At 57.2% G+C, this 22,889-nt stretch carries 20 protein-coding genes; 2 read left to right on the top strand and 18 right to left on the bottom strand.

The window, feature by feature from the left end; genetic code table 11:
- The first annotated feature begins 13 nt into the window (after positions 1 to 13).
- A complete protein-coding gene (locus AXW11_RS00330) occupies positions 14 to 247 on the top strand; it encodes a hypothetical protein (protein ID WP_007152054.1) in 234 nt (77 codons plus the stop codon).
- Between the two features lie 83 nt (positions 248 to 330).
- Here the strand turns inward: AXW11_RS00330 and AXW11_RS00325 are convergent, their stop codons facing one another.
- The 5 genes from AXW11_RS00325 to cysM form a co-directional block, all read right to left on the bottom strand.
- The gene (locus AXW11_RS00325; protein ID WP_007152055.1) at positions 331 to 675 is read right to left on the bottom strand and encodes a hypothetical protein; all 345 of its coding nucleotides are present in this window, start codon (positions 673 to 675) and stop codon (positions 331 to 333) included.
- Between the two features lie 128 nt (positions 676 to 803).
- Positions 804 to 1,661: a nucleoside triphosphate pyrophosphohydrolase gene (gene mazG / locus AXW11_RS00320; RefSeq protein ID WP_091641834.1), complete on the bottom strand. Its 858-nt coding sequence runs from the start codon at positions 1,659 to 1,661 to the stop codon at positions 804 to 806.
- Entirely contained in the window at positions 1,658 to 3,895 is a 2,238-nt protein-coding gene (relA, locus tag AXW11_RS00315; protein WP_091641837.1) for a GTP diphosphokinase, read from the bottom strand. Before relA ends, mazG begins: the two co-directional genes overlap by 4 nt.
- 58 nt (positions 3,896 to 3,953) lie before the next feature.
- Positions 3,954 to 5,291: a 23S rRNA (uracil(1939)-C(5))-methyltransferase RlmD gene (gene rlmD, locus AXW11_RS00310; RefSeq protein ID WP_091641840.1), complete on the bottom strand. Its 1,338-nt coding sequence runs from the start codon at positions 5,289 to 5,291 to the stop codon at positions 3,954 to 3,956.
- 36 nt (positions 5,292 to 5,327) lie between these two features.
- Entirely contained in the window at positions 5,328 to 6,221 is an 894-nt protein-coding gene (cysM, locus tag AXW11_RS00305) for a cysteine synthase CysM (protein ID WP_036204217.1), read from the bottom strand.
- Between the two features lie 248 nt (positions 6,222 to 6,469).
- Between cysM and AXW11_RS00300 the strand changes: the two genes are divergently transcribed.
- Positions 6,470 to 9,358, top strand: a complete 2,889-nt coding sequence (locus AXW11_RS00300; protein ID WP_091641843.1) for an ATP-binding protein — start codon at positions 6,470 to 6,472, stop codon at positions 9,356 to 9,358.
- Between the two features lie 15 nt (positions 9,359 to 9,373).
- On the opposite strand, the gene pdxJ is transcribed toward AXW11_RS00300, so the two are convergent.
- From pdxJ to rpoE, 13 genes are all read right to left on the bottom strand, one after another.
- A complete protein-coding gene (gene pdxJ, locus AXW11_RS00295; protein ID WP_036204211.1) occupies positions 9,374 to 10,108 on the bottom strand; it encodes a pyridoxine 5'-phosphate synthase in 735 nt (244 codons plus the stop codon).
- Positions 10,109 to 10,112: 4 nt separating this feature from the next.
- Positions 10,113 to 10,841 (bottom strand): DNA repair protein RecO, encoded by a 729-nt coding sequence (recO, locus tag AXW11_RS00290; RefSeq protein ID WP_041335061.1) that lies wholly within the window; start codon positions 10,839 to 10,841, stop codon positions 10,113 to 10,115.
- Positions 10,842 to 10,848: 7 nt separating this feature from the next.
- Positions 10,849 to 11,766 (bottom strand): GTPase Era, encoded by a 918-nt coding sequence (gene era, locus AXW11_RS00285; RefSeq protein WP_036204205.1) that lies wholly within the window; start codon positions 11,764 to 11,766, stop codon positions 10,849 to 10,851.
- The gene (gene rnc, locus AXW11_RS00280) at positions 11,766 to 12,455 is read right to left on the bottom strand and encodes a ribonuclease III (protein WP_007152064.1); all 690 of its coding nucleotides are present in this window, start codon (positions 12,453 to 12,455) and stop codon (positions 11,766 to 11,768) included. The genes era and rnc overlap by 1 nt, the downstream gene beginning before the upstream one ends.
- Entirely contained in the window at positions 12,452 to 12,841 is a 390-nt protein-coding gene (locus AXW11_RS00275; protein WP_036204200.1) for a DUF4845 domain-containing protein, read from the bottom strand. Before AXW11_RS00275 ends, rnc begins: the two co-directional genes overlap by 4 nt.
- A 29-nt stretch (positions 12,842 to 12,870) precedes the next feature.
- Positions 12,871 to 13,656: a signal peptidase I gene (gene lepB / locus AXW11_RS00270; RefSeq protein ID WP_091641846.1), complete on the bottom strand. Its 786-nt coding sequence runs from the start codon at positions 13,654 to 13,656 to the stop codon at positions 12,871 to 12,873.
- 11 nt (positions 13,657 to 13,667) lie between these two features.
- Positions 13,668 to 15,470 carry a translation elongation factor 4 gene (gene lepA / locus AXW11_RS00265; RefSeq protein WP_091641849.1) on the bottom strand — a complete coding sequence of 601 codons (1,803 nt, stop codon included), beginning with the start codon at positions 15,468 to 15,470 and terminating at the stop codon, positions 13,668 to 13,670.
- A gap of 104 nt (positions 15,471 to 15,574) precedes the next feature.
- Entirely contained in the window at positions 15,575 to 18,301 is a 2,727-nt protein-coding gene (locus AXW11_RS00260; RefSeq protein WP_091641851.1) for a bifunctional diguanylate cyclase/phosphodiesterase, read from the bottom strand.
- Between the two features lie 143 nt (positions 18,302 to 18,444).
- Positions 18,445 to 19,899 carry a DegQ family serine endoprotease gene (locus AXW11_RS00255; RefSeq protein WP_091641910.1) on the bottom strand — a complete coding sequence of 485 codons (1,455 nt, stop codon included), beginning with the start codon at positions 19,897 to 19,899 and terminating at the stop codon, positions 18,445 to 18,447.
- 106 nt (positions 19,900 to 20,005) lie between these two features.
- Positions 20,006 to 20,464 (bottom strand): SoxR reducing system RseC family protein, encoded by a 459-nt coding sequence (locus AXW11_RS00250; RefSeq protein WP_036204183.1) that lies wholly within the window; start codon positions 20,462 to 20,464, stop codon positions 20,006 to 20,008.
- On the bottom strand, positions 20,461 to 21,510 hold the full coding sequence (locus tag AXW11_RS00245) for a MucB/RseB C-terminal domain-containing protein (RefSeq protein ID WP_227544260.1): 1,050 nt from the start codon (positions 21,508 to 21,510) through the stop codon (positions 20,461 to 20,463). Before AXW11_RS00245 ends, AXW11_RS00250 begins: the two co-directional genes overlap by 4 nt.
- Before the next feature lie 41 nt (positions 21,511 to 21,551).
- Complete coding sequence (locus tag AXW11_RS00240) at positions 21,552 to 22,121, bottom strand: sigma-E factor negative regulatory protein (RefSeq protein WP_091641854.1); 570 nt, start codon at positions 22,119 to 22,121, stop codon at positions 21,552 to 21,554.
- A gap of 14 nt (positions 22,122 to 22,135) precedes the next feature.
- Positions 22,136 to 22,753 (bottom strand): RNA polymerase sigma factor RpoE, encoded by a 618-nt coding sequence (gene rpoE / locus AXW11_RS00235; RefSeq protein WP_127402363.1) that lies wholly within the window; start codon positions 22,751 to 22,753, stop codon positions 22,136 to 22,138.
- Between the last annotated feature and the right edge of the window lie 136 nt (positions 22,754 to 22,889).

Raw genomic sequence — 22,889 nt, 5'->3', positions numbered from 1 at the left:
GCAAGGAGTATCCATGAAAGTAACCGATTTGCCCAAACACTGGGAAAGCAAGAAAGAGTCTGTTGAGCGCAGCCACGATTACAATCTCCGCTTGCCGCTGGAAGATGCCGCGCGCATAGCAGCACTGGCCGAGCTTTACCCGGACCGTTCAGAGAGCGACATACTGAATGACATGATTGGCGCCGCGTTGGACGACCTGGTCAGGCTGAGCCCGTTGAAGGACAAGCTGGAAGGCAAGGATAAATAAAGCGGGGGCACTTCTCTGCGGGGTGGCGAAGCCACCCCGTCGGGTATCACAGGGCCGTCGCGATCAATCAGGCGTTGGCCTGATCAGGCAACCGATTCGAGCTGGCGCGCCTTCAGCCGCTGGATATGCTTCTGGCTGAGACTGATGAAGCGCGGGGTCATCCCCTGATCTTCATAGATTTCGAAGCCGTCTTCATCGAACGCAACAACCTTAGACCCCTGAACGTACGGAAAGCTGGTTTCCAGCTCATCAAGGGCAGCGGAAATCAGGTCTCGCATCAGGTCCTGGGAAGACTTCATCGGATACAACGCGGCCAGTTTTTCCAGTCGCTTGTGATGCTGGTCAGAGAGGTCGGCAAAATACGCATCACGGGTCAGCCGACCACGTGCGTGCTTGTCCCAGTAGTTGACCAGATCTTTGATTTTCATGGTGCCTTCACTCCTGCATCTTCTTGGTGGCCCACAGGGTGCACAAAGTGTGTGCATCCTTAACCGGAAGTGTAGACGAAGCGGCCGCACCAGGGGCGGAAAACTTGGTAACGGATTGTACTTATCCGTTACCTTTTACGAGTCTTTTCAACCCCTTTGACGGCTTGCCAGACGGCGTCCAATGCCTCCAGCGATTCGCCATCAAGATCACGGCCTTCGCGTTCGAGGTGCTCCTCAATAGCACGGAATCGCATCTCAAACTTGTGATTCGTGCTGTTGAGGGCCTGCTCAGGATTAACCTTCATGAAACGTGCCAGGTTGACGCACACAAACAACAGGTCACCCAGCTCGTCCTCCACCGCCTCCGCCGGACCATCGCCGGAACTCGCGTCATACCAGGCTTTCTTTAGCTCATCGATCTCTTCGTGAAGCTTGTCGAAGACCGGCTCAACCTCTGGCCAGTCAAAGCCATGGTTGGCGGCCCTGCGCTGAAGTTTCTCAGCGCGCACCATTGCGGGGAGCGTCCGGGCAATGCCGTCGAGCCGGCTTGATGACTCTGCCTTCGCAGACGCCTCCGGCTTCGCCGCCCGCTCCTCTGCCTTGATACGTTCCCAGCTTGCCTTGATGTCAGCCTCACTGGGCCGGTTGTGCGGATCGATCCTGCTTTCCAGGGTGCCTTCCGGGAACACGTGGGGATGACGCCGGACCAGCTTGCGCACGAGGTTATCAACCACCGAGTCGAAGTCGAAGTGGTTATCTTCCTTCCCCATCTGGCTGTAGAAGATCACCTGAAACAGCAGATCACCCAGTTCATCTTCCAGGTGCGGGTAGTCTTCTCGGTCGATGGCATCGGCAACCTCGTAGGCCTCTTCAATGGTGTGGGGCACGATGGTCTTATAGCTCTGGCGGGTATCCCACGGGCACCCGGACTCCGGGTCCCGAAGCCGGATCATCAAGGTTTTAAGATCGTCAATGGAATAGCTCATGATCGCTTTCGCCTGACATTAATGATGTTGGGGAGATTGCGAATCTGGGCGAGCAACTTGGCCAACTGATCAAGGCTGGAAATTTCCAGGGTAACGGTCATGGTGGCTGTGTTCTCATCCTTGTTGGACAGGGTATTGAGTGCCAGAACGTCACTTTTGGAAGACGACAGCACCTGGGTGATATCCCGCAACAACCCGGAGCGGTCGTAAGCTTCAATTTCTACATCAACGGGATACACGGCCACAGGCTGACCGCCCCAACTCACCTCGATAATCCGATTGGGCTCGAACTCCTTCAGATTCAGGAAGGTGATGCAATCCTGCCGATGCACGGTGACACCACGGCCGACGGTGATGTAGCCACCGATCGGATCACCCGGCAGGGGCTTGCAGCATTTCGCCACCTGGGTCTTGAGTTTGCCAACACCCAGAATCTGGATATCCGATTCGGTGTCGTAGGGCTTGCGCCTCTGTGTGCTGAGCTTCAGATCCAGTTGCTCGGATTTCGGCTCCAGCATCTGCTGGGCGACGTTAGCCACGTGGGTGGGTCGAAGATCCCCGGCCCCCACTGCCGCATACATGTCCTCGGCAGCCTGGTAATTCACTTTGCGAGCCAGGTCGTTGAGGTCCACCTCGTACAGCGACAGGCGTTTGAACTCGTCTTCCAAAATGGCCCGACCATCGACAATGTTGCGATCGCGGTCCTGTTGCTTGAACCAGTGGGTAACCTTGGCCCGGGCACGGGAAGTCTGGATATAGCCCAGGCTCGGGTTAAGCCAGTCACGGCTGGGCGCCTGGTTATTGGACGTGAGAATGGATATCTGGTCGCCGGTCTTCAGCGGATAAGTCAGCGGCACGATACGGCTATTAACCTTGGCCCCGCGACAGGCATGACCGATTTCCGTGTGCACACGATAGGCGAAGTCCACCGGCGTCGCGCCTTGTGGCAGGTCCACCACATGGCCTTCGGGCGTGAACACATAGACCCGATCGGAGGCGACATCGGATTTGAGATGATCCGCCAGCCCGGACAGGTCGCCGAGTTCCTCCTGCCACTCCAGCACTTGCCGCAGCCAGTTGATCTTGGCGTCATAGCCCACGGACCGGTTGCCCTTATCCATGCCTTTGTAGAGCCAGTGAGCACAAACGCCAAGCTCAGCTTCCTCATGCATGGCCTGGGTACGGATCTGCACTTCCATCACCTTGCCTTCAGGGCCGATGACAGCCGTGTGCAGGGACTGATACCCGTTTTCCTTGGGATTGGCAACGTAGTCGTCGAATTCGTTGGGAATATGGCGCCAGAGTGTGTGCACGATACCAAGCGCGGCGTAACAGTCACGGACCTCAGGCACCAGGATACGGACGGCCCGAACATCGTACACCTGGGAAAAGTCGATGCCCTTGCGCCGCATCTTCCGCCAGATACTGTAGATGTGCTTCGCACGCCCTGAAAGCTCACCGTCTATTCCAGACGCAACCAGTTCGTCCTTGATGGTGGTGATGACACGCTTGATGTAGCTTTCGCGGTCAAGCCGTTTTTCATCGAGCAGCTTGGCGATCTTTTTGTAAGCGGTTTCGTGCAGGTAGCGGAACGAAAGATCTTCCAGTTCCCACTTGATGTGACCGATTCCCAGTCGATGCGCCAGCGGCGCATAGATATCAAACACCTCGCGGGCCACACGCATGCGCTTCTCTTCAGACGCGTTTTTCACCGCACGAATGGCACAGGTCCGCTCTGCAAGCTTGATCAGCGCCACCCGGACGTCGTCGATCATGGTGACCAGCATCTTGCGAACGTTATCGAGCTGGCCCTCGGTCTGGCCCAGCACATTACCCTTAAGAGGGTGATGGATGGACGATATTGCCGCCATCTGCTGAACACCATCAATCAGCCCGGCCACCTCATCGCCGAACCCCTTGCGGATGTCCTCCAGGGGAATCCGTTCCTCCCGCACTGCCCGGTAGAGAATTGCTGCCACCAGGCTGGTCTGGTCGAGGTGCAGTTCCACCAGTACCTGAGCCATTTCGATGCCGGTTCGGAAGCTGCTGGCACCCGGGGCCCAGACCCTGTCCTCGCGTACCGCCTGGACATCAATCGCGGCGGCCATTTCACAGGCCCGCCGGAACTGTTCAGCATCCTCAAGATGCGTCTGTGACTCGATCTGACGGACCCAACGCTCGATATCAACCTGACCGTCACCCGTCACTGCATAGTCTTCGCGAACTTTTACCATATCGCTCTTGTTCTTCCTGGTCGCTTATCCGGCCATCCCTGACCGGTCCCGAGAGGCATCAATTATCCACGCGCTCGAACATCGCCATGGATTCAACATGAGTGGTGTGGGGAAACATGTCCATAACGCCCGCCCTCACCAGTCGATAACCATTACGTACCATCACCCCTGCGTCCCTGGCCAGCGTGGCCGGGTTACAGGAGACATAAACAATTCGCTTCGCACCAAAGGCTGTCAGGTATTCACACACCTCCTGGGCTCCGGAACGCGGCGGATCAATCAGGATTTTGTCAAACCCCTCCGCTGCCCACGGTTGTGCTGTGAAATCCGCCTGCAAGTCAGCGCCGTGGAATGCGACATTCGATAGCCCGTTGAGTTCCGCATTTTCCCGCCCGCGGACGACCATGGCATCGTCACCTTCCACTCCAACCACCTGCCCGGCACTGCGAGCCAGCGGCAGGGTGAAATTACCCAGTCCGCAAAACAGGTCCAACACCCGCTCGCCGGGTTGGATGTCCAGCCACTCGACGGCCCGATGTACCATGTTGCGATTGATGTCCACATTGACCTGGGTAAAGTCCATGGGATGGAACTTCATGGTCAGGTCGAATTCCTCCATGCCGTAGGACAGTCGCTCTTCGCCGGTCTCGGGCCAGATTCTGTGAACCGTATCCGGCCCTTTCGGTTGCAGATAAATATGCAAGTCATGGGCCTGGCCGAAATCGATCAACGACTGCCTGTCGGAATCGCTCAACGGGTCCATGTTGCGGAATATCATCGCCGCCGAATCGTCGCCGCAGGCGACTTCCACCTGCGGTATGCGACGATAGGCGTCCATGCCATGAAGAAGTTCACGTAGCGGCGTGATGCGATCGCCGATACGCGGATCCAACACCACGCAACGATCAATATCGGTCAGGAAACTGTTGCGCTTTTCCCGGAACCCGACCAGCACCGATTCCCGTGCTGGCACGTATTTCACGCCCAGCCGTGCCTTGCGACGATAGCCCAGAGCCGGGGAACGCATGGGCGCCACCCACTCGTCCGGTTCAATGCCCCCAAAATGGGCAAAATGCTCCCGCAGGGTATCTTCCTTGAACCGGATCTGGGCATCGCCACTCATGTGCTGAAGACTACACCCACCACACAGGTCGGCAAAGTCGCAGGGCGGAGTCATACGCGCGTCGTCGGCTTCAAGCACTTCCACAGCACGTAATTCATCGAACTTGCTGCGTGTACTGGTAAATTTGGCCATGACCGTCTCGCCAGGCAGGGCGCCGTCGACGAACTGTGCCTTACCGTTGTCCCGGGCGATGCCCCGGCCATCGTGACTGAGGGTTTCAATCACACAGCGCACCGGTTCGCTTGGCAGGGCCTTCCTGCGTCTTCTACTCATAGAAAGTCTCTTAACTGGATTCAGGTCTTGATGGGTTCAGGCACCGGGAAACACACCGGTGGAAAGGTAACGATCACCCCGGTCACAGATAATGGCCACGATCACCGCGTTTTCAACCTGTGCCGACAGCTTGAGGGCTGCAGCGATGGAGCCACCTGATGAAACACCACAGAAAATGCCTTCCTCACTGGCCAGGGCACGCATGGTGTCCTCAGCTTCCTGCTGGCCGATGTCCATGACCGTGTCCACACGGGTGGCATCAAAAATTTTCGGCAGGTATGGCTCCGGCCAGCGCCGGATACCGGGGATAGACGCCCCTTCCTGGGGCTGCAGGCCAACAATCTGGATATCGGGATTCCGTTCCTTGAAATACCTGGACACGCCCATGATGGTTCCGGTGGTACCCATGGAGCTGACAAAATGCGTAACCCGCCCTGCCGTCTGCTCCCAGATTTCCGGGCCGGTGGTGCGGTAATGCGCCAGCGGGTTGTCCTGGTTGGCAAACTGATCCAGCACTTTACCCTTGCCTTCCGCTTCCATTTGTTGGGCCAGGTCGCGGGCGGTTTCCATGCCTTCCTCTTTGGTGACGGTGACAATCTCCGCCCCATAGGCGCGCATCGACGCCCGACGCTCCTCGCTCATGTTCGCTGGCATGATCAGCACCATACGGTAGCCCTTGATGGCAGCCGCCATCGCCAGGGCAATTCCGGTATTTCCACTGGTGGCTTCGATCAGGGTATCGCCCGGTTTGATTTCACCCCGTCGCTCTGCTTCCTGGATCATGCTGATAGCAGGACGATCTTTCACCGAACCGGCGGGGTTATTACCCTCAAGCTTGGCCAGAATCACATTGCTGGTCTCGCCCGGAAGTCGCTGCAGACGCACAAGAGGCGTATGCCCTACATAATCTTCGATGGTCGGGAAATGCATGTTGTAACCTTCCTCAATTCTTCCGGAACCCCGCCGCCAGCGGGTAACGCCGACGACACAAGCCTGTGATACACTCCGGGTTCGCATGATACGCGGAATATCCGCAGTCTCCCAATACAGCTTCTCGCTATATCCATGACTGTGGGCTATATCCGGGGACGCCATCACGGCCAGACTGCGTGGAATCAACTATTCTGACAGGGAAGAATGCCGGATATCAGGCCGGCGACGTCAATCGGGAACTCACTATGCGGCGCTGGGGCATACGCAAAAAAGTACTGGTGGTGACACTCGTCCCCACCCTTCTGACCACGTTGATGCTGGGGCTTTTCTTCACCTACAGCTGGGTCAACAACATTGAAAGCCTCCTGCAGGATCGTGGCGAGTCGCTTTCGCGGCAGCTGTCAGCCGGCTCGGAATACGGCCTGTTCACTGCCAACAGAAGCCTGCTCAGCAGCCTCTCCAACGCCCTTCTGGAAGAGCAGGATGTGCGCTCGATTACCTTCTTCGACAGCGAGCATAACCGGCTGCTGCACACAGGCCCCGGCAGCTCCGACGATATTGGCAAGGACACGTTGACCGGCGAAGAAGCGGTACGGGTTACCCGCACCGACAGTACTGTTTTCGTGACACCGGTCTATCTCCAGGACCTGATGATCGAAAGCATGCTGGACCCGGATTCCCGCCAGAACGTGGGGGCGGGCAAGAAACCGATCGGCTGGGTAACCGTGGAGATGTCCCACATACGCACCGAAAAGGAAACCTATAAAGCACTGCTGATTTCCCTGTTGCTCGTCTTAGGCGGCGTACTCCTCAGCCTGATGATTGCGCTACGCATGAGCCGCTCGTTTACCGATCCTGTCTTTGAACTCAATGAGGCGGTGGCCAAACTCAAGGAAGGCAAACTGGACACTCGGGTCTATACCCGCGCCGGCCCTGAATTCGAGCAATTGGAATCCGGCCTGAACGCCATGGCCGGGGAACTGAGCAAAGCCCAGGCGGAAATGCAGCAGAACATTGACCAGGCCACGGAAGACCTGAGAGAAACCCTGGAAACCATCGAAATCCAGAACATCGAACTCGATTTCGCCCGCAAGGAAGCCCTGGAAGCCAGCCGCATCAAATCGGAATTCCTGGCCAACATGTCCCATGAAATCCGCACCCCGCTGAATGGCATCATCGGCTTCACCGAGTTACTGCTTAAAAGCCCGCTACCGCGCCAGCAGCGGGATCACCTGAGCACCATCCGCAAGTCATCGGAAATACTGCTGACCATCATCAACGACATTCTCGATTTCTCCAAGATCGAGGCCGGCAAACTCATCCTCGACCGCATTCCCTTCCAGCTCCGGGACATCGTAGAAGAGGTCATGGTCATGCTGGCTCCGGCGGCTCACAGCAAGAACCTGGACCTGGTACCACTGGTCTACAATGATGTACCCGACAACATCATGGGCGATCCCCTACGGGTAAAGCAGGTGATCACCAACCTGGTCAACAATGCCATCAAGTTCACCCAGACCGGTGAAGTGGTCCTGCGCGCCAGCCTTGAAGAAGAAGATAAAGAGAGTAACCGGATCACCCTGAGACTCAGCATTACCGATTCCGGTGTCGGGCTCTCGCGAGCTCAGCAGCAGTCCCTGTTCAACGCCTTCAGCCAAGCCGACGCGTCTACTGCCCGGCAATACGGTGGCACCGGACTGGGGCTTGCGATCTCCAAGCGCCTGGTTGAGGAAATGGGCGGCAAGATCGGGCTTGAGAGTGAGCTGGGCAAGGGCTCCACGTTCTGGTTTACCCTGACCTCGGAACTGTCTTCTAACGGCGAAGCCATCGCGCCCAAAGACTCTTTGCGCGGCGAAAGGGCCATCTACCTTGACCAACAGAAAACCACCGGCCTGGCGGTAGAACATATGCTCCGGGAATGGGGCATGACGGTCGACCGGGTTTCATCACCGGGTGCCATGCAGGAGCAGATAGAGGAAGCTCAAAAAGAGCAGTCCGGTTACGCCGTTGCGGTTGTCGGCATCACCCGTCACCTGCTGAATTCAAGCCAATACTGCTCGTTAGTACGGTCCCTGGAGCTGGAGCGGGATTGCCGCACACTGCTGTTGACCCCTACCCTTGAAACTCACGATACACCGCTATCGGGGCTGGCCAGTGGCCACCTGACCAAGCCAGTATGCCGCGACTCCCTGTACGACGAACTGTTGCTGCTGGTGCACGGTATCAGCAACCGGCAACGCCAGTTGCCGGATCATTCCCATGCCATTAGCCGTGAGTTGCCAACCCAATCAACACGCGTACCCAGAGTGCTGGCGGTGGACGACAACGATGCCAACCTGAAGCTGGTAATGACCCTGCTCAACGACTGCGGCGTTGTAGCTGAGGGAGCAACCAGCGGCTTTGAAGCGCTGAGCAAGGCGCGCCAACACTCGTTCGACCTGGTTTTCATGGATCTTCAGATGCCCGGAATGGACGGGGTGGAAACCACTGAGAGATTGAGAAGCCTTGATGGCGCCAGCCATCGTACTCCGATCATTGCGCTCACGGCCCATGCCCTTGCAGAGGAGCAGGACCGCCTGATCCAGCAGGGATTCGATGGCTACCTGGCCAAACCCATTAGCAACAGCCAACTGATCGACATTATTCATGACTACACTGGCTATACCTGCCACCCCGACCCGGATGATGGACACCTGCCGGTACCCGAGGTGCGCGATACACGCCGCTCGGTTCGCCCGTCAACCAGAAAGAAACAGCCTGACTGTGTCAGCGTGGCCGAAAGCGTACAGTTGGCCGCCGGAAAAGCAGATCTGGCCGAGGAACTGTTCAGCATGCTGATCGAACAGATCCATACCGACATTAACCAGGTGCCGGCACTCTGGAGCAAAGGCGACATGGACGAGCTACTGGAGTGCGTCCACAAACTGCATGGCGCCACGCGTTACTGTGGCGTGCCGGAGTTACGCGCTGCTGCAAACCAACTGGAAACCGCCTTGAAGTGCGCAGCGCCGGATATGGAGTACCAGAAGAATCAATTGCTTGCAGCCATGGAGCGCTTGCAGACCTGGAGCGAACAAACTGACTGGCAGCAGTTGTTCCGGCAGCAAAACCCTCGGCAGGCAACCGTGGACTGAGGGACGATCAGCGCCTTAGGTTCGGGCGCTTTCGAGGATTGCTTTCATATCCTTTACCGCCTCTTTGAGCCCGGTAAACACCGCCCTGGCAATGATGGCATGGCCAATGTTGAGTTCGTTGATACCCGCGATGGCGGCAACGCGTTCAGTGTTGTGGTAGTGCAGACCGTGGCCGGCGTTGACCACCAACCCTTTCTTGCGAGCGTAAGTCACCGCGTCCTGCAAGGTGTTAAAAGCCGCCTCAACAATCTGAGGGTCTGTCGCTTCCGCGTATTCCCCCGTGTGCAGTTCCACCACCGGCGCACCGCAACGGACTGCCGCATCAATCTGCGTTACATCCGGATCGATAAACAGGGAGACCTCGGCACCAACCTTTGCCAACCTGTCACAGGCTTTGGCCACCCGCGCCTCCTGGCCGTCTACATCCAGGCCGCCTTCAGTTGTCAGCTCTTCACGCTTTTCGGGCACCAGACACACACATTCCGGCCGCACCTGCTCGGCGAATGCCAGCATCGCATCAGTGACCGCCATTTCCAGGTTCATCTTGGTGGTGAGGATTTCCTTCAGCAGGAGCACATCACGGTCCTGGATGTGCCTGCGATCTTCGCGGGGATGGATGGTGATACCATCGGCACCCGCCTCTTCCGCCAGAATCGCAGCCTGTACCGGATCCGGATATCGGGTTCCCCTGGCCTGACGCAAGGTAGCAACATGATCAATATTCACACCCAGCAAAACTCTGGGCTTCATTGAGCTAGAGGTCATTACGGTCTCCTCGATGATGACTGAACAGGCTTCTGCTATGGAGCACCTTGCCCTGCAACAGGTAGTCCACAAGTACCCTTGTTACCCGCTTGGCGATGCGCCGGCACTCCGCAGATTCGAGGTCGCCATCAGCCAGCGCCAACAGTGTATCCCCGGGCAGGTTCCGGAGCCTGGAGCCCGGCGAGGGCTCGGCCAGAATCCCCTGCTCCGGATCATAGCAATAAAGCCCACCGGCCTCGACCGGCTGCCCACTATCCATCGCCTGATCCCAGACGAAGTCATACCCGAGTTCCGCAGCCAGGGATTGCTCGAAACGTCGAAGAACCGGCTCCACGTCACTGGCTTCCGACAACTCAGCAATCACATCAATGTAGGCAGCAAAGAGTTGGTGGTGAGGGTCGGCCATTGGCAGCAGACGCTGCAATAACTCATTCACGTAAAGACCGCTGTACAGGGAGAGAGTGCGCTTCAGGGTGGGGCCGCTGCGAACGTCCGCCTGAGTCAGCGTCTTCAGGTCGCTGCGTCCGGTCCAGTCCAGCAACAGAGGCTGGAACGGTTGCAACTGCGCCTTGAGCGGGCTCTTTGCGCTGTTGCCACCACGGGCAATCACGGTTACCCGGCCCGCGTTGAGGGAAAACACATCCACCATCAGACTGGTTTCGCGCCAGGGCCGGCGGTGGAGGACATACGCGGGCTCCTGTTGCATTGGCCCCGTCATAGCTGCCTCAGAAGTCGTTCATACCCAGGCTTTTCAATGCCCGGTCGCTGTCCGCCCAACCTCGCTTGACCTTGACCCAGAGCCTCAGCATGACTTTACTGTCGAACAGGCGCTCCATATCCGTTCTGGCTTCCTGACCGATGCGCCGCAGGCGTTCGCCCTTGTCGCCAATAATGATCTTCTTCTGGCCCTCACGCTCTACCAGTATCAGCGCAGAAATGTGAAGAGTCTTACCGTCCTTGCGAAATTCTTCGATCTCGACCGCCACGGAGTAAGGCAGTTCTGCTCCCAGTTGCCGGGTAATTTTCTCCCGCACCATTTCGGAGGCCATAAACCGTTCGCTGCGATCCGTGATCTGGTCATCCGGGTAAAAATGCACACTTTCCGGCAGGAACCGACTGACCGCAGCCTCCAGCGGCTCCAGGTTCATCCCCTTGAGAGCTGATAACGGAATGATTTCGGCAAACTCGCGCTTCCGGGATAGCATATCGAGGTGCGGCAACAGGGCCTCTCGATTTTCAATGCGGTCGACCTTGTTCACTGCCAGAATCACCGGGCACTTCAGGCTACTGAGCTTCTCCAGAACCATTTCGTCCGCCGTCGTCCACGCCATCTGGTCGACAACAAACACAGCGACATCGACATCCTTGAGGGCCGATGTCGCTGCCTTGTTCATATACCGGTTAATAGCGCGAGGTTCTTCTTCGTGCATCCCCGGCGTATCCACGTAAATTGCCTGAACCGGGCCTTCGGTCTTGATTCCCAGTACCTGATGACGGGTTGTCTGGGGTTTACGGGACGTAATACTGAGTTTCTGGCCAAGAATGTGGTTCAGCAATGTGGACTTGCCCACATTGGGCCGACCGACGATCGCCACAAAACCACAACGGCTGTCCGGGTTTTCCGGACGAGTCACATCATTCATCAGTCATTCTCCACACCCAGTTGCTTAAGGGCATTGCGGGCGGCCTGCTGCTCGGCGATTCGACGGCTATTGCCCGTGCCGGTTGTTTTTCGGTCAAGTGATGGCAGGGCACAGGAAACATGGAACGTCTGGGCGTGGGCTTCACCATCCACGGAAATGACGTCATAGCGAGGCAGCGGAAACTGCCGTGACTGCAGGTACTCCTGGAGCCGGGTTTTGGGGTCTTTCTGGGTATCCTGCAGATCCAGCTTCTGAAGGCGTACCTCAAACCAGCGCAAAACCTGTTCCCGACAGGTGTGAAAATCACTGTCCAGGTATATGGCACCGATGATGGATTCAACAGCGTCGGCAAGAATGGATTCACGACGGAAACCACCGCTCTTCATTTCACCGGAACCCAGCCTGAGGTACTTGCCCAATTCGAATTCACGGCCAATTTCCGCGAGGGTTACACCCTTGACCATACGGGCTCTCAGACGGCTCAACTGACCTTCCCGGGCTTTTTCAAAATGCAGGTACAGGTATTCAGCAATGACCATGTTAACGATGGAATCACCCAGGAACTCCAGGCGCTCATTGTTCTGGTTGCCAAAACTCCTGTGGGTCAGCGCCAGCAACAGCCGCTCAGGCGTCTTGAACTGGTAGCCGATACGTCGCTGTAACTGCTCGAGATCCGGTTGCGAACTCACTTGCCCTTCATCTCATACTCATGTTGAAAATGGATAACGGTATCCACATTACGGAACAGGTTATTACGGACTTCGTAATCCACATTGATGATGACCAGATCCCCGTCCTTCTCAACGGTGATGTTCTTTTCATCAAAACCGCGAACATTGTTCACGCTAAGTCGCTTGTTTATCAGACTTCTCACCTGAGCAGGCCCCATGGTGGAAAGGTCCTCTGTTCCTTCCAGGCTCTCAAGCGCTTCCTGAATGGTAATGTCATCAAGATACGCTGGCCCCAGCTTGATGGCCAGTGTCAGCAAGCCGCCGAAAAAGAGCACCATAATCATGATAACGAGCGCCGATGCACCCGACTGCCGATGCATGGAGGAAAGACTGTTCTTCTTCATGTTAGATACACCCCTGAATAACAACGTACTTATTCCAAACCGCCCACTCGGTCAAAGGATGGCAGACTGGTGAGCGATTGCCAGTGCATCCAGATCGCGAACGCCTTGCCAACGACCATTTCATCCGGAACAAAGCCCCAATAGCGACTGTCATTACTGTTGTCCCGATTATCACCCATCACGAAATACTCGCCTTCGGGCACCACCCACTCGCCTTCACCAGAGCGCCCCGTGCGCCCCAGGGTCAGGAAGATGTCGTGCTCAACGTCGCCCAAGTATTCACGTCTCAGCTCCACTGGTGGCAGCCGGGCAACAAAGCGCGTCTCCACTTTATCGCCGTTGATAAACAGCTCCCGATCCTCGTATCGAATACGGTCTCCCGGAAGCCCGACCACCCGCTTGATGTAATTGGTGCTACCGTCATCCGGATAGCGGAACACCATGATGTCACCGCGCTGGGGATCATCCACTGCCAGGATTTTGTTGCCCGCAACCGGCAGGCGAAGCCCGTAGGCGTATTTGTTAACGAGGATGAAGTCTCCGACTTCAAGGGTAGGCAACATGGAGCCGGACGGAATCTGGAAAGGCTCCACCAGAAACGAGCGCAGAACCAGCACCACCGCCAGCACCGGGAAGAACGAACGGCTAAGATCAACGAGGTAAGGCTCCTTAGGTTCTTCCTCAGCCTCAACCTCCCCGCTGGCGCCTTCTGCGACCGCGAGCCTGCGCTTACGCAGAAATACAACATCCAACAGCCAGATCAGCCCCGTTGCAAACGTCAGAACAACCAGAACCAGGGGGAAATCAATATCCATTCAGGTGCCTTTTAGTTATCCACTTTCAATACGGCAAGGAATGCTTCCTGAGGCACCTCAACATTGCCCAGTTGCTTCATGCGCTTCTTACCTTCTTTCTGCTTCTGCAGCAGTTTCTTCTTCCGGCTGACGTCGCCACCGTAACACTTGGCGGTGACGTTCTTGCGAAGCGCCTTGACGGTCACTCGCGCTACCACCTGATTCCCGATAGCCGCCTGAATGGCGATGTCGAACATCTGGCGCGGAATCAGCTCTTTCATCTTGTCGATCAGAGCGCGACCCCGGTAGTGGGACTGGTCCTTATGGACAATCAGCGCCAGGGCGTCCACGCGCTCGCCGTTGATCAGCACATCGAGGCGCACCAGGTTGGCCGCCTGGAACCGCACAAACTGATAGTCCAGCGATGCGAACCCGCGACTGGCGGACTTGATCCGGTCGAAAAAGTCCAGCACCACCTCGGCCATCGGCAACTCGTAAGTCACCTGAACCTGGGTGGACATAAAGTGCATGTTCTTCTGGATGCCGCGCTTTTCCTCACAGAGGGCAATCACGTTGCCCAAGTGTTCCTGGGGCACCAGAATGCTGGCCTCCACGATTGGCTCGCGCATTTCCTCAATGGAACCAATATCCGGAAGACTTGAGGGGTTGTCCACCGACAGCGTCTCACCCTGCTTGGTAACGACTTCATAGATAACCGTCGGGGCCGTGGTAATCAGGTCAATGTCGTATTCCCGCTCCAGCCGCTCCTGGACGATCTCCATGTGGAGCATGCCCAGGAAGCCGCAACGGAAACCGAATCCGAGGGCATCCGAGCTCTCCGGTTCGAAGAACAGCGAGGCGTCGTTCAGGGTCAGCTTTTCAAGAGCATCCCGGAAATCATTGTAGTCATCGGAACTGACTGGAAACAGGCCCGCATAGACCTGAGGCTTGACCTTCTTGAAGCCGGGCAGCATCGGAATGTCGTCCGAGCCTTTCTGCTGAACGATGGTGTCACCCACCGGCGCCCCATGAATGTCCTTGATGCCGGCCACCACAAAGCCGACATCCCCGGATTCCAGAATATCCGTGTCTTTGGGTTTGGGATTGAAAATACCGACCTTGTCCGCATTCCAGGCCTTGCCCGTCGACTTCATGACGATCTTGTCGCCCTTCTTGAGGGTGCCCTCAGTCACCCTGACCAACGACACAACCCCCAGGTAGTTGTCGAACCAGGAGTCAATAATCAGTGCCTGCAAGGGTGCTTTTCGATCACCCTTGGGTGGCGGGATTTTCCTGATCAGATCTTCCAGAACATCCTCGACGCCCAAACCACTCTTGGCGCTGCAGCGCACGGCGTCGGTTGCCTCTATACCAATGATGTCCTCAATTTCCTGGGCTACGCGATCCGGCTCAGCCTGCGGCAGGTCCATCTTGTTGAGCACCGGAACCACTTCCAGCCCCTGTTCAATCGCGGTGTAACAGTTGGCGACAGACTGGGCCTCAACGCCCTGGCCTGCATCCACCACCAGCAACGCACCTTCACAGGCGTACAGTGAACGCGATACCTCGTAGGAGAAGTCAACGTGGCCGGGTGTATCGATGAAATTCAGTTTGTATTCAATGCCGTCCCGAGCCTTGTAGTTCAGAGTCACACTCTGGGCCTTGATGGTAATACCACGCTCACGCTCAAGATCCATGGAATCAAGGACCTGCTCAGCCATCTCGCGTTCTGTCAGGCCACCGCAGATCTGGATAAAGCGGTCTGCCAGAGTGGATTTACCATGGTCAATATGGGCGATTATCGAAAAATTTCGGATTCGGCTCAGTTCAGTCACAGACAATGAATACTCGCAAAAGACGAAGGATTGAGCCCGGAAGGGCCGTTGCCGGAGTCCGGCGACGGCGTGATTTTACCGGTTACCGGCCGCTATTGCCATGATCAGGAGATCAGCGGCCGTTCATATTGCCGAATAAGGAAGCCGATAAGCGCATCCTCGTCCAGCGGGTAACTGAACAAGTTGCCCTGACACTGGGCGCAACCGGCGCTTTTGAGGAAGCTCAACTGCTGAGGCGTTTCCACACCCTCGGCAACAACGGTCAAGTGTAACTTTCTGGCCAGTGCGATCACCGCCGAGGCAACATCGGTTGCACTGACGTTGTACGGGATGTCGCGAATAAAACGATGGTCAATCTTGATAACGTCCAATGGCAACTGCTGGAGCGCCACCAGAGAACAGGAACCGGTGCCAAAATCATCCAGGATCAGGCAGACACCCATGTCGTGCAGGGACACAAGGAGCTCTCTCAGCATGCGCGGGTCTTCATTCAGAAGCTCCGCTGGCATTTCAAGTTCAAGCCGCTCTGGCGACACCCCCGTTTCGGTAATGACCTGGCGCATCATATCCAGAAACCCGGAATCCGTCAGTTGGCGAACGGACAGGTTGACCGCCATTTTCAACGATTCAAACCCAGCCCGTTCGAGGGCCTGAACCTGGATACAGGCCTGCCTCAGCGCCAGCTCGCCAAGGCGTATGATCAGGCCCGTTTCCTCGGCCAGGGTAATGAATTGCTGGGCACTGACCAGCCCCTTCTCGGGGTGGTGCCAGCGCAGGAAAGCCTCGACGCCAATCACCCGCTCACTCTCGAGATCCACCTTGGGCTGGTAATGCAGCACAAACCGATCGCCTTCCAGTGCCGTCGCCAGTTCTTCCTGCTGAAGCAGCCGCCTGGCTGCCTTGATGTTCATGGCCGGGGTAAAGAACTGGTAGGTGTTGCGCCCTAACTCCTTGGCCCGGTACATGGCCAGGTCGGCGTATTTCATCAGCGCGCCAGGGTCCTCACTGTCATGGGGGATCATGGTAATACCGATACTGACGGTAACCCCCACTTCGTGATCGTTGAGACGAATTCGCTGGCACAGCCTCCGCAGTATGGCTTCGGCAACCTTGCCAGCGTCATCGGGACCGCTGATTCGTGACAACAGCACCACGAACTCGTCGCCACCCAGCCGGGCCACCGAATCTTCCTCCCGCACGCAGCCAGATAACCACTGGGAAACCTGCTTCAGCAGTTCGTCGCCACTATCGTGGCCGAGGGTATCGTTGATACGTTTGAAGCCGTCAAGATCCAGGAACATCAGGGCGGCCGGCTCTTCCGTGCGACGACTTCTGCGCACCACATGGTTAAGCCTGTCACGGAACAACTGCCGATTGGCAAGCCCGGTCAGCGGATCGTAGAACGCCAGGCGATGCAGCTCCGTCTGTGCGGCTTTCAGCTGGGTCAGGTCACGGAGGCTCAACACCACCCCATTCACGCCGGGCACCGTCAGCATAGCTGTGAACGTGCCTTCCATATCCCGCCACTGGCCTTGCGCATCGCGTATACGACCACGGATCACCGGCATCTGCTTCCCAGGTGATTTGACCGCTTCATCAAATCCGGACTTTAACTGCGGCCAATCCTCGGCATGCACCAGGGAGGCCAACTCCAGACCATAAACCTTGTCGGGATCGAAGCCCAAAATGTCGTGACTGGACGGACTGGCGTAACGCGGCGTGCCATCGCGATCCAGCACAAGAGTCACGTTCGCGGCACCTTCGGTAATAGCCCGGTAGCGACCCGCGCCAATCTGCGCCATGATCCGGCCGCGAATCATGGTCAACACGAACAGGAACATCAGCAGACTGATAACAATACCGGAACCGAGAACGATGGGCGGCCGCGGATCAGACGCCAGGTAGTCAAACGCCGGTGTGGAACGGGTTTGCAGCAACCAGTCGCGCCCACCATGGGTAATGGTCTGACTCATTTCAAAACTGAAATCCTCATCCAGGGAGCCCAGGTTTGACCCATACATCTGCGTATCCCGTGACACCTCCCCGCTATCGTATATCTTCACGTCCAGGAATGGCGAGATCAGGCCGACGATGCCATCGAGCAGGGTGTTCATCCGAAAGGCACTGAACACATAACCGGCGAGCATCATCTGCCGCTCAACACGACTTTCAGGTATTTCCCCACCCTGGTAAACAGGGTAATACATCAGGAAGCCTGCCTGATCCTCCGCCACTTCCTCCTGAACCAGCACGACTTTACCCGTCACTTTTGGCTCGGCATGGTCCCGTGCCCTCGCCATGGCATGCCGGTGCACCGGATCACTGAAGGCGTCGTAACCAAGTGCCTTGCGATTCCGCTCCGTTCCGGGCTCCAGATACACCATGGGGTAGTAATCCGGCCCGGTACCAAGAGGCGTCACGAGGTAATTGAGGACACCATCTTTCCTGACCGACGCGATGTGGTCCGCCATCTGGCGGACACCTATTCTTTTCACGTAGCCAATGCCCTGGATGCCCGGGTAATAACGGTTGATATCCACATTGTCGACGTATTCACGCCAATCGTCCCTATCCACTTCACCGGCAACGGCAAACAGGCCCGCACTGCCGGCCAATACCTGCTCATAATTCAGCAGGCGCTCTTCAATAGCAGTTCGCAGCTGTAGTGACTGTGTTTTGAAACGGGCTTCGGTACGGTCTTCGACCAGGCGAATGGAAACTTGCCATAACAGGACGGTGACAGCGAGAGATGCAATCAGCACTAGCCATGCTGCCCACGAGTAGCGCAGCTGGAGCAGTTTCCGGAGGGGAAGTTCCTTTCTGTTCATCATTCTCGTGCAGGTCCGATCCGTGGCCAGTAATCTGATTATTTTGGGAAGTATAACAAAAGCCCCACTGGCTGTCGTTTAAACGACCCCCAGCAGGGCTCTCAGTTTTGTACCATTTTGTGTCCGCCGATCCGGCGGATCAACCGTCAGGGCTTCATCACCAGATAAGTCGCCCGCCCCTGGCGAACAACGCGCACCGAGACGGCACTGTCGTCTGGCAAGGAGGACACCGCTTCGCGGAAATCCTCCACAGAGGTGACTTTGCGGCGGTTCAGCTCGGTGATCACATCCCGTGGACGGATACCCGCATCAAGCGCTGGCCCGCGGGCAACGTCTGCCACAAGTACGCCCCCAGATACCCCCAGCGACTCCTGAAGCTCAGTTGGCAGGGGCTCAACCGTCATCCCCAAGGGCGCCGATGATGGGCCGTTGTTGCTGGACGCCGGAGCGGAGGCCTGCTCCGAACCCTCTTCCGGCAGTTTGCCGATTTCAACGTCCAGTGTAATCTGCCGGCCTTCCCTCATTACTTCCATGGTGGCCGTTTCACCGACCGGCGTACGCCCTACCATCGGCGGCAGATCCGAAGACAACGTCACGTCCTCGCCCTCGTACTCGAGCACAATATCACCCGCCTGCAATCCCGCTTTCTCGGCAGGCGAGCCCGCCATCACTTCTGCAACCAGGGCGCCTCGAGGACGCTTAAGGCCAAATGACTCCGCCAGATCTCGATTAACCTCCTGTATCAGCACACCCAGCCAGCCACGGGAAACCGATCCATCGTCCCGAAGCTGCCGGAACACATTCATGGCATCATCAATGGGGATTGCAAAGGACACCCCCATGAATCCACCCGAGCGGGTGTAGATCTGGGAGTTAATACCCACAACCTCGCCGTCCAGGTTAAACAGTGGCCCGCCGGAGTTACCCGGGTTGATAGCAACGTCAGTCTGGATAAACGGAACGTAGTTTTCCGATGGCAGTGAACGGCCCAGGGCGCTGACAATGCCCGCTGTTACGGTGTAATCAAAACCAAAGGGCGAGCCGATAGCCAGGACCCACTCACCCACTTTCAGGTCATTGGAGCGCCCGATCCGCACCACAGGCAAGTCGTCGCCGCCCTCAATCTTCAGAACCGCCATGTCCGAACGTGGGTCAGTGCCAATCAGTTTGGCAGGCAATTCTCGACGGTCATTCAGGCGCACAATGATCTCGTCGGCCCCTTCCACCACATGGTTATTGGTCAACACATAGCCATCACTGGAAACGATAAACCCGGACCCCATGGACTGACGCGGGGCTGAACCACCAGGGCTGCCGCCAAACGGTGACTGGGGACCGCGGAAGAAATCCTGGAAGAACTCCGGTAACTGCTCAAGCTGTCGATCGTTAAAAGGGAGACCGTTTGAGCGGCCACGATTCGCTGACTTGGGCTCGGTCGTTGTACTGATGTTGACCACAGCATTCGAGTTCTCTTCGACCAACTCGGTAAAGTCAGGGAGACTGCGAGCTGAGACAGACTGAGCCAGAGACAAGGGAACAAGAAGACACAAAAGATACCAGACGAACACAATGGAACCCTGGCGCTGAGGCCGGCGCAGCATGTCTTGATCGTTCTTTACTTCAGGCATTAAAGACCCCCTGTTCAGCGGACGTTATAAACTCAATGTGCGGTCAAAGCCGATAATTTCAACAGAGCCTGTTGGAACATCATTCCGGGGAAGCGACCACCCCCTGCCTGACCTCCACCAGTGTCGGCTCCCAGGTTCCCGCTTTACGTGACTGCCCCCTGCGAGCGGCCAGGAAGCCCAGGGCAAGTCCCGCCGCAGCACCCATCATGGCGACGGCCTCACTGGCCGCGTGGCCTGCCGACAACTGGTGCCCCAAAACAGCCCCGGCCACCATCGACACCAATGGCAGGGCGTAAACAAGCAGGGAAGCACCAAGCAGCGCGGACTCATCAATGGCCACCGTCACCTCATCACCCACCTCGGCACCAAGGCTGTTGGCCACCAGAACCTGATTGGCCCTGCCTCCTGAAACACCGGCCAGTGCACGCTGGCCACAGCCATGACGAGCCGAGCAACTTTCACAGGCGCTGGTGCGAATCGTCTGCACCCATACTCGGTCGCCGGCAACACCGACAACCCTCCCGGTTTCCGTAATCATTTCCGGCCTCCGCCGAACGCCAGGGTATCGTCAATCGTCACTGATTCGGCCACCTTACGGGCCGTCGTCGGTGGAACTTCCCCAACCACAGTTACGAAAAACGCGATGTCATCCACACTGAGCTGTTTCATGTACACCGTGGTTGCGCCAATTCGCGAAGCGCCGGTGGGCATCACCATCTTCCGTGCTGGTTCGACAAACACAGAAAAGGCTGCCAGCCCATCCGAGAACGCCACTGCCTGCCCTTTGCCTGATCGCGGGGCAGCGGCGGGAACAAAACCATCCGGGCGCCACTCGAGCGTCCAACCATCCATCCGTGCCGCGGGAGACGACGTCTGTTCCGGTTTCAATTCCCGTTTGATGGCCTCTCCCTCCGTTTGCACGATAAATTCGCTATCCGGGAGAGAGTCCGTTATTTCAAGGCTGGTGAACTGAAAATGCTCAAGCACCTCACCGCCGACGGAACGCACATGGCTCTTCACCAACAGACCGGTGGATTTTTCCAGCCATAACTGGTGACTGTATCGAAGATCATCCCTCGCCCTGAGCCCGAGCTTGACCACATCGTAACCAGCAATACGATCATCGCCCACCAGCTCTGGCTGATACCATTGACTGACCGGCATCAACTGATGGGAAAATGCCTCGGCAAAAGGACCCGACGGAATAACCTGATCCAACTGGATGCGCCCATGGTCAGGAAGCACACAGACAACCCGCATCCCCTTTCGCACGATCTCACCGCTGGCTCCGTCCTGCAGAACCAGCCGCTCTTCCACCATGCCATCCCGATACCGGTGCGCAATCTGCATCGAACTGACCTGATCACCCCGGGCATACACAAAGACGCCGCGATAGGACGTCATATTGAGGGCAGGACCAAGACGGTTGAGCCAATATTCGGCGCTCTGTTCATTCTTCCCGGCGCTCTCCGCCGTCTCGGCAGACACTTGCCCTGTCAGAACGGTGAGCAACGTCAACATGACCAGCCCGTGCCTGATTGCACCAGGGAATCGACTCTGGATTGCCATTGCGATTCTGCCCATCAGCCGTTTAACTCCAGCCAGTGTCCTGCAAACATGAAACGTCAATACCCTGGTCCGGACGCGCTAACGACACGCGCATAGCCAACGGAGCCTCGACCGGCTCCTACGCTGTTATGTTGGGCGTGCTCAAGAAGATAGCGGCTAAGATGTTCCCATTGCTCCTCATCAAGTCCTTGCAATGCCACCTCCGGCACCGGCTCGACCGCCGACTCCTGCCGATCCTGTTCTTCTGAAACGCCCGCGGCTGTAATCGCTCCACCATCTTCGGCGGACTCCCAACCAGCACCGGCGCCAAAACCAATCACCGCTGCCAGTGTGACCATCGCAACCGCTGGCCAATGCCAGCTTTTGTCCCGGCGGGGCATCGAGCCGACTGTCGCAGCAGGCGATACCGCACCGCTGCCATCCAGAACATCCCTGACCCCAGCACTGACATCCACAGCCTCCGGTGCCACGCTGCCCTGATGCATGAGATCCCGCACCTGCTGCCAACGCTGCCACTGCGAACGAACCTGATCCTGCTCAGCGTGTGACAGCAGTCTGCGAACTGACAATTCATCTGCCTCGTCATCCATCATTGCCGACAGCGTTTCTTTGAGACGATCATCCATAGGATGCAACCTCATTACGTCCGGGAATCATTTAACAAAGGGCCCAGGTGGCGATCCACTGCATCCCGTGCCCTGAATATTCGTGACCTTACCGTGCCGATGGGGCACTCGAGAATACCGGCGATGTCTTCGTAACTCAGCCCGTCGTACTCCCTGAGCAAAAACGCAGATCGAAGCTCCTCCGGCAAGTTTGATATCGCCACCCTGAGCGCGCTCTGCAACTGATCCCGCTGCAACAGTTTCTCCGGTGACGCATTGTCCCTGAGTCTTGAACCGTCGTCGTAATTCTCGGCTTCCCCCGCGTCGGCACTGCCTTGCGGACGACGCCCGCGGGACTCAAGAAAATTCTTGGCCGTATTCACGGCTATACGGTACAGCCAGGTGTAGAACGCGCTGTCTCCCCGAAAACGGTCAATCGCCCGGTACGCCTTGACGAAGGTTTCCTGGGTAAGGTCCATCACCTCCTGGCTGTCGTAGACATAACGACTGATAATCGACGCAACCCTGGACTGATATTTGACAACCAGAAGATCAAAGGCGGGCCGATCACCATGACGGACCTTTCTTACCAGCTGAAGGTCTGTCTGGCTTTCGCTGCCGTCTTCCTTGTGTCTTTCTGTATCCGCATTCATGGACGGAGTGCCGGAGTTGCCATAGCGTTCGACCGTCTGGCCCACTTGCCTGCTATTCAATGGAATCATGCTGCTGTCCGGCATCCGATGAGTCTACAATGCCCCCTTTTATCCGGGAGCACCCCGTCAGGCCAAA

The sequence above is a fragment of the Marinobacter sp. Hex_13 genome (assembly GCF_001566815.1).
In the GTDB taxonomy this organism is placed as follows: domain Bacteria; phylum Pseudomonadota; class Gammaproteobacteria; order Pseudomonadales; family Oleiphilaceae; genus Marinobacter; species Marinobacter salarius.
This window is presented reverse-complemented; position numbering and strand designations above follow the sequence as displayed.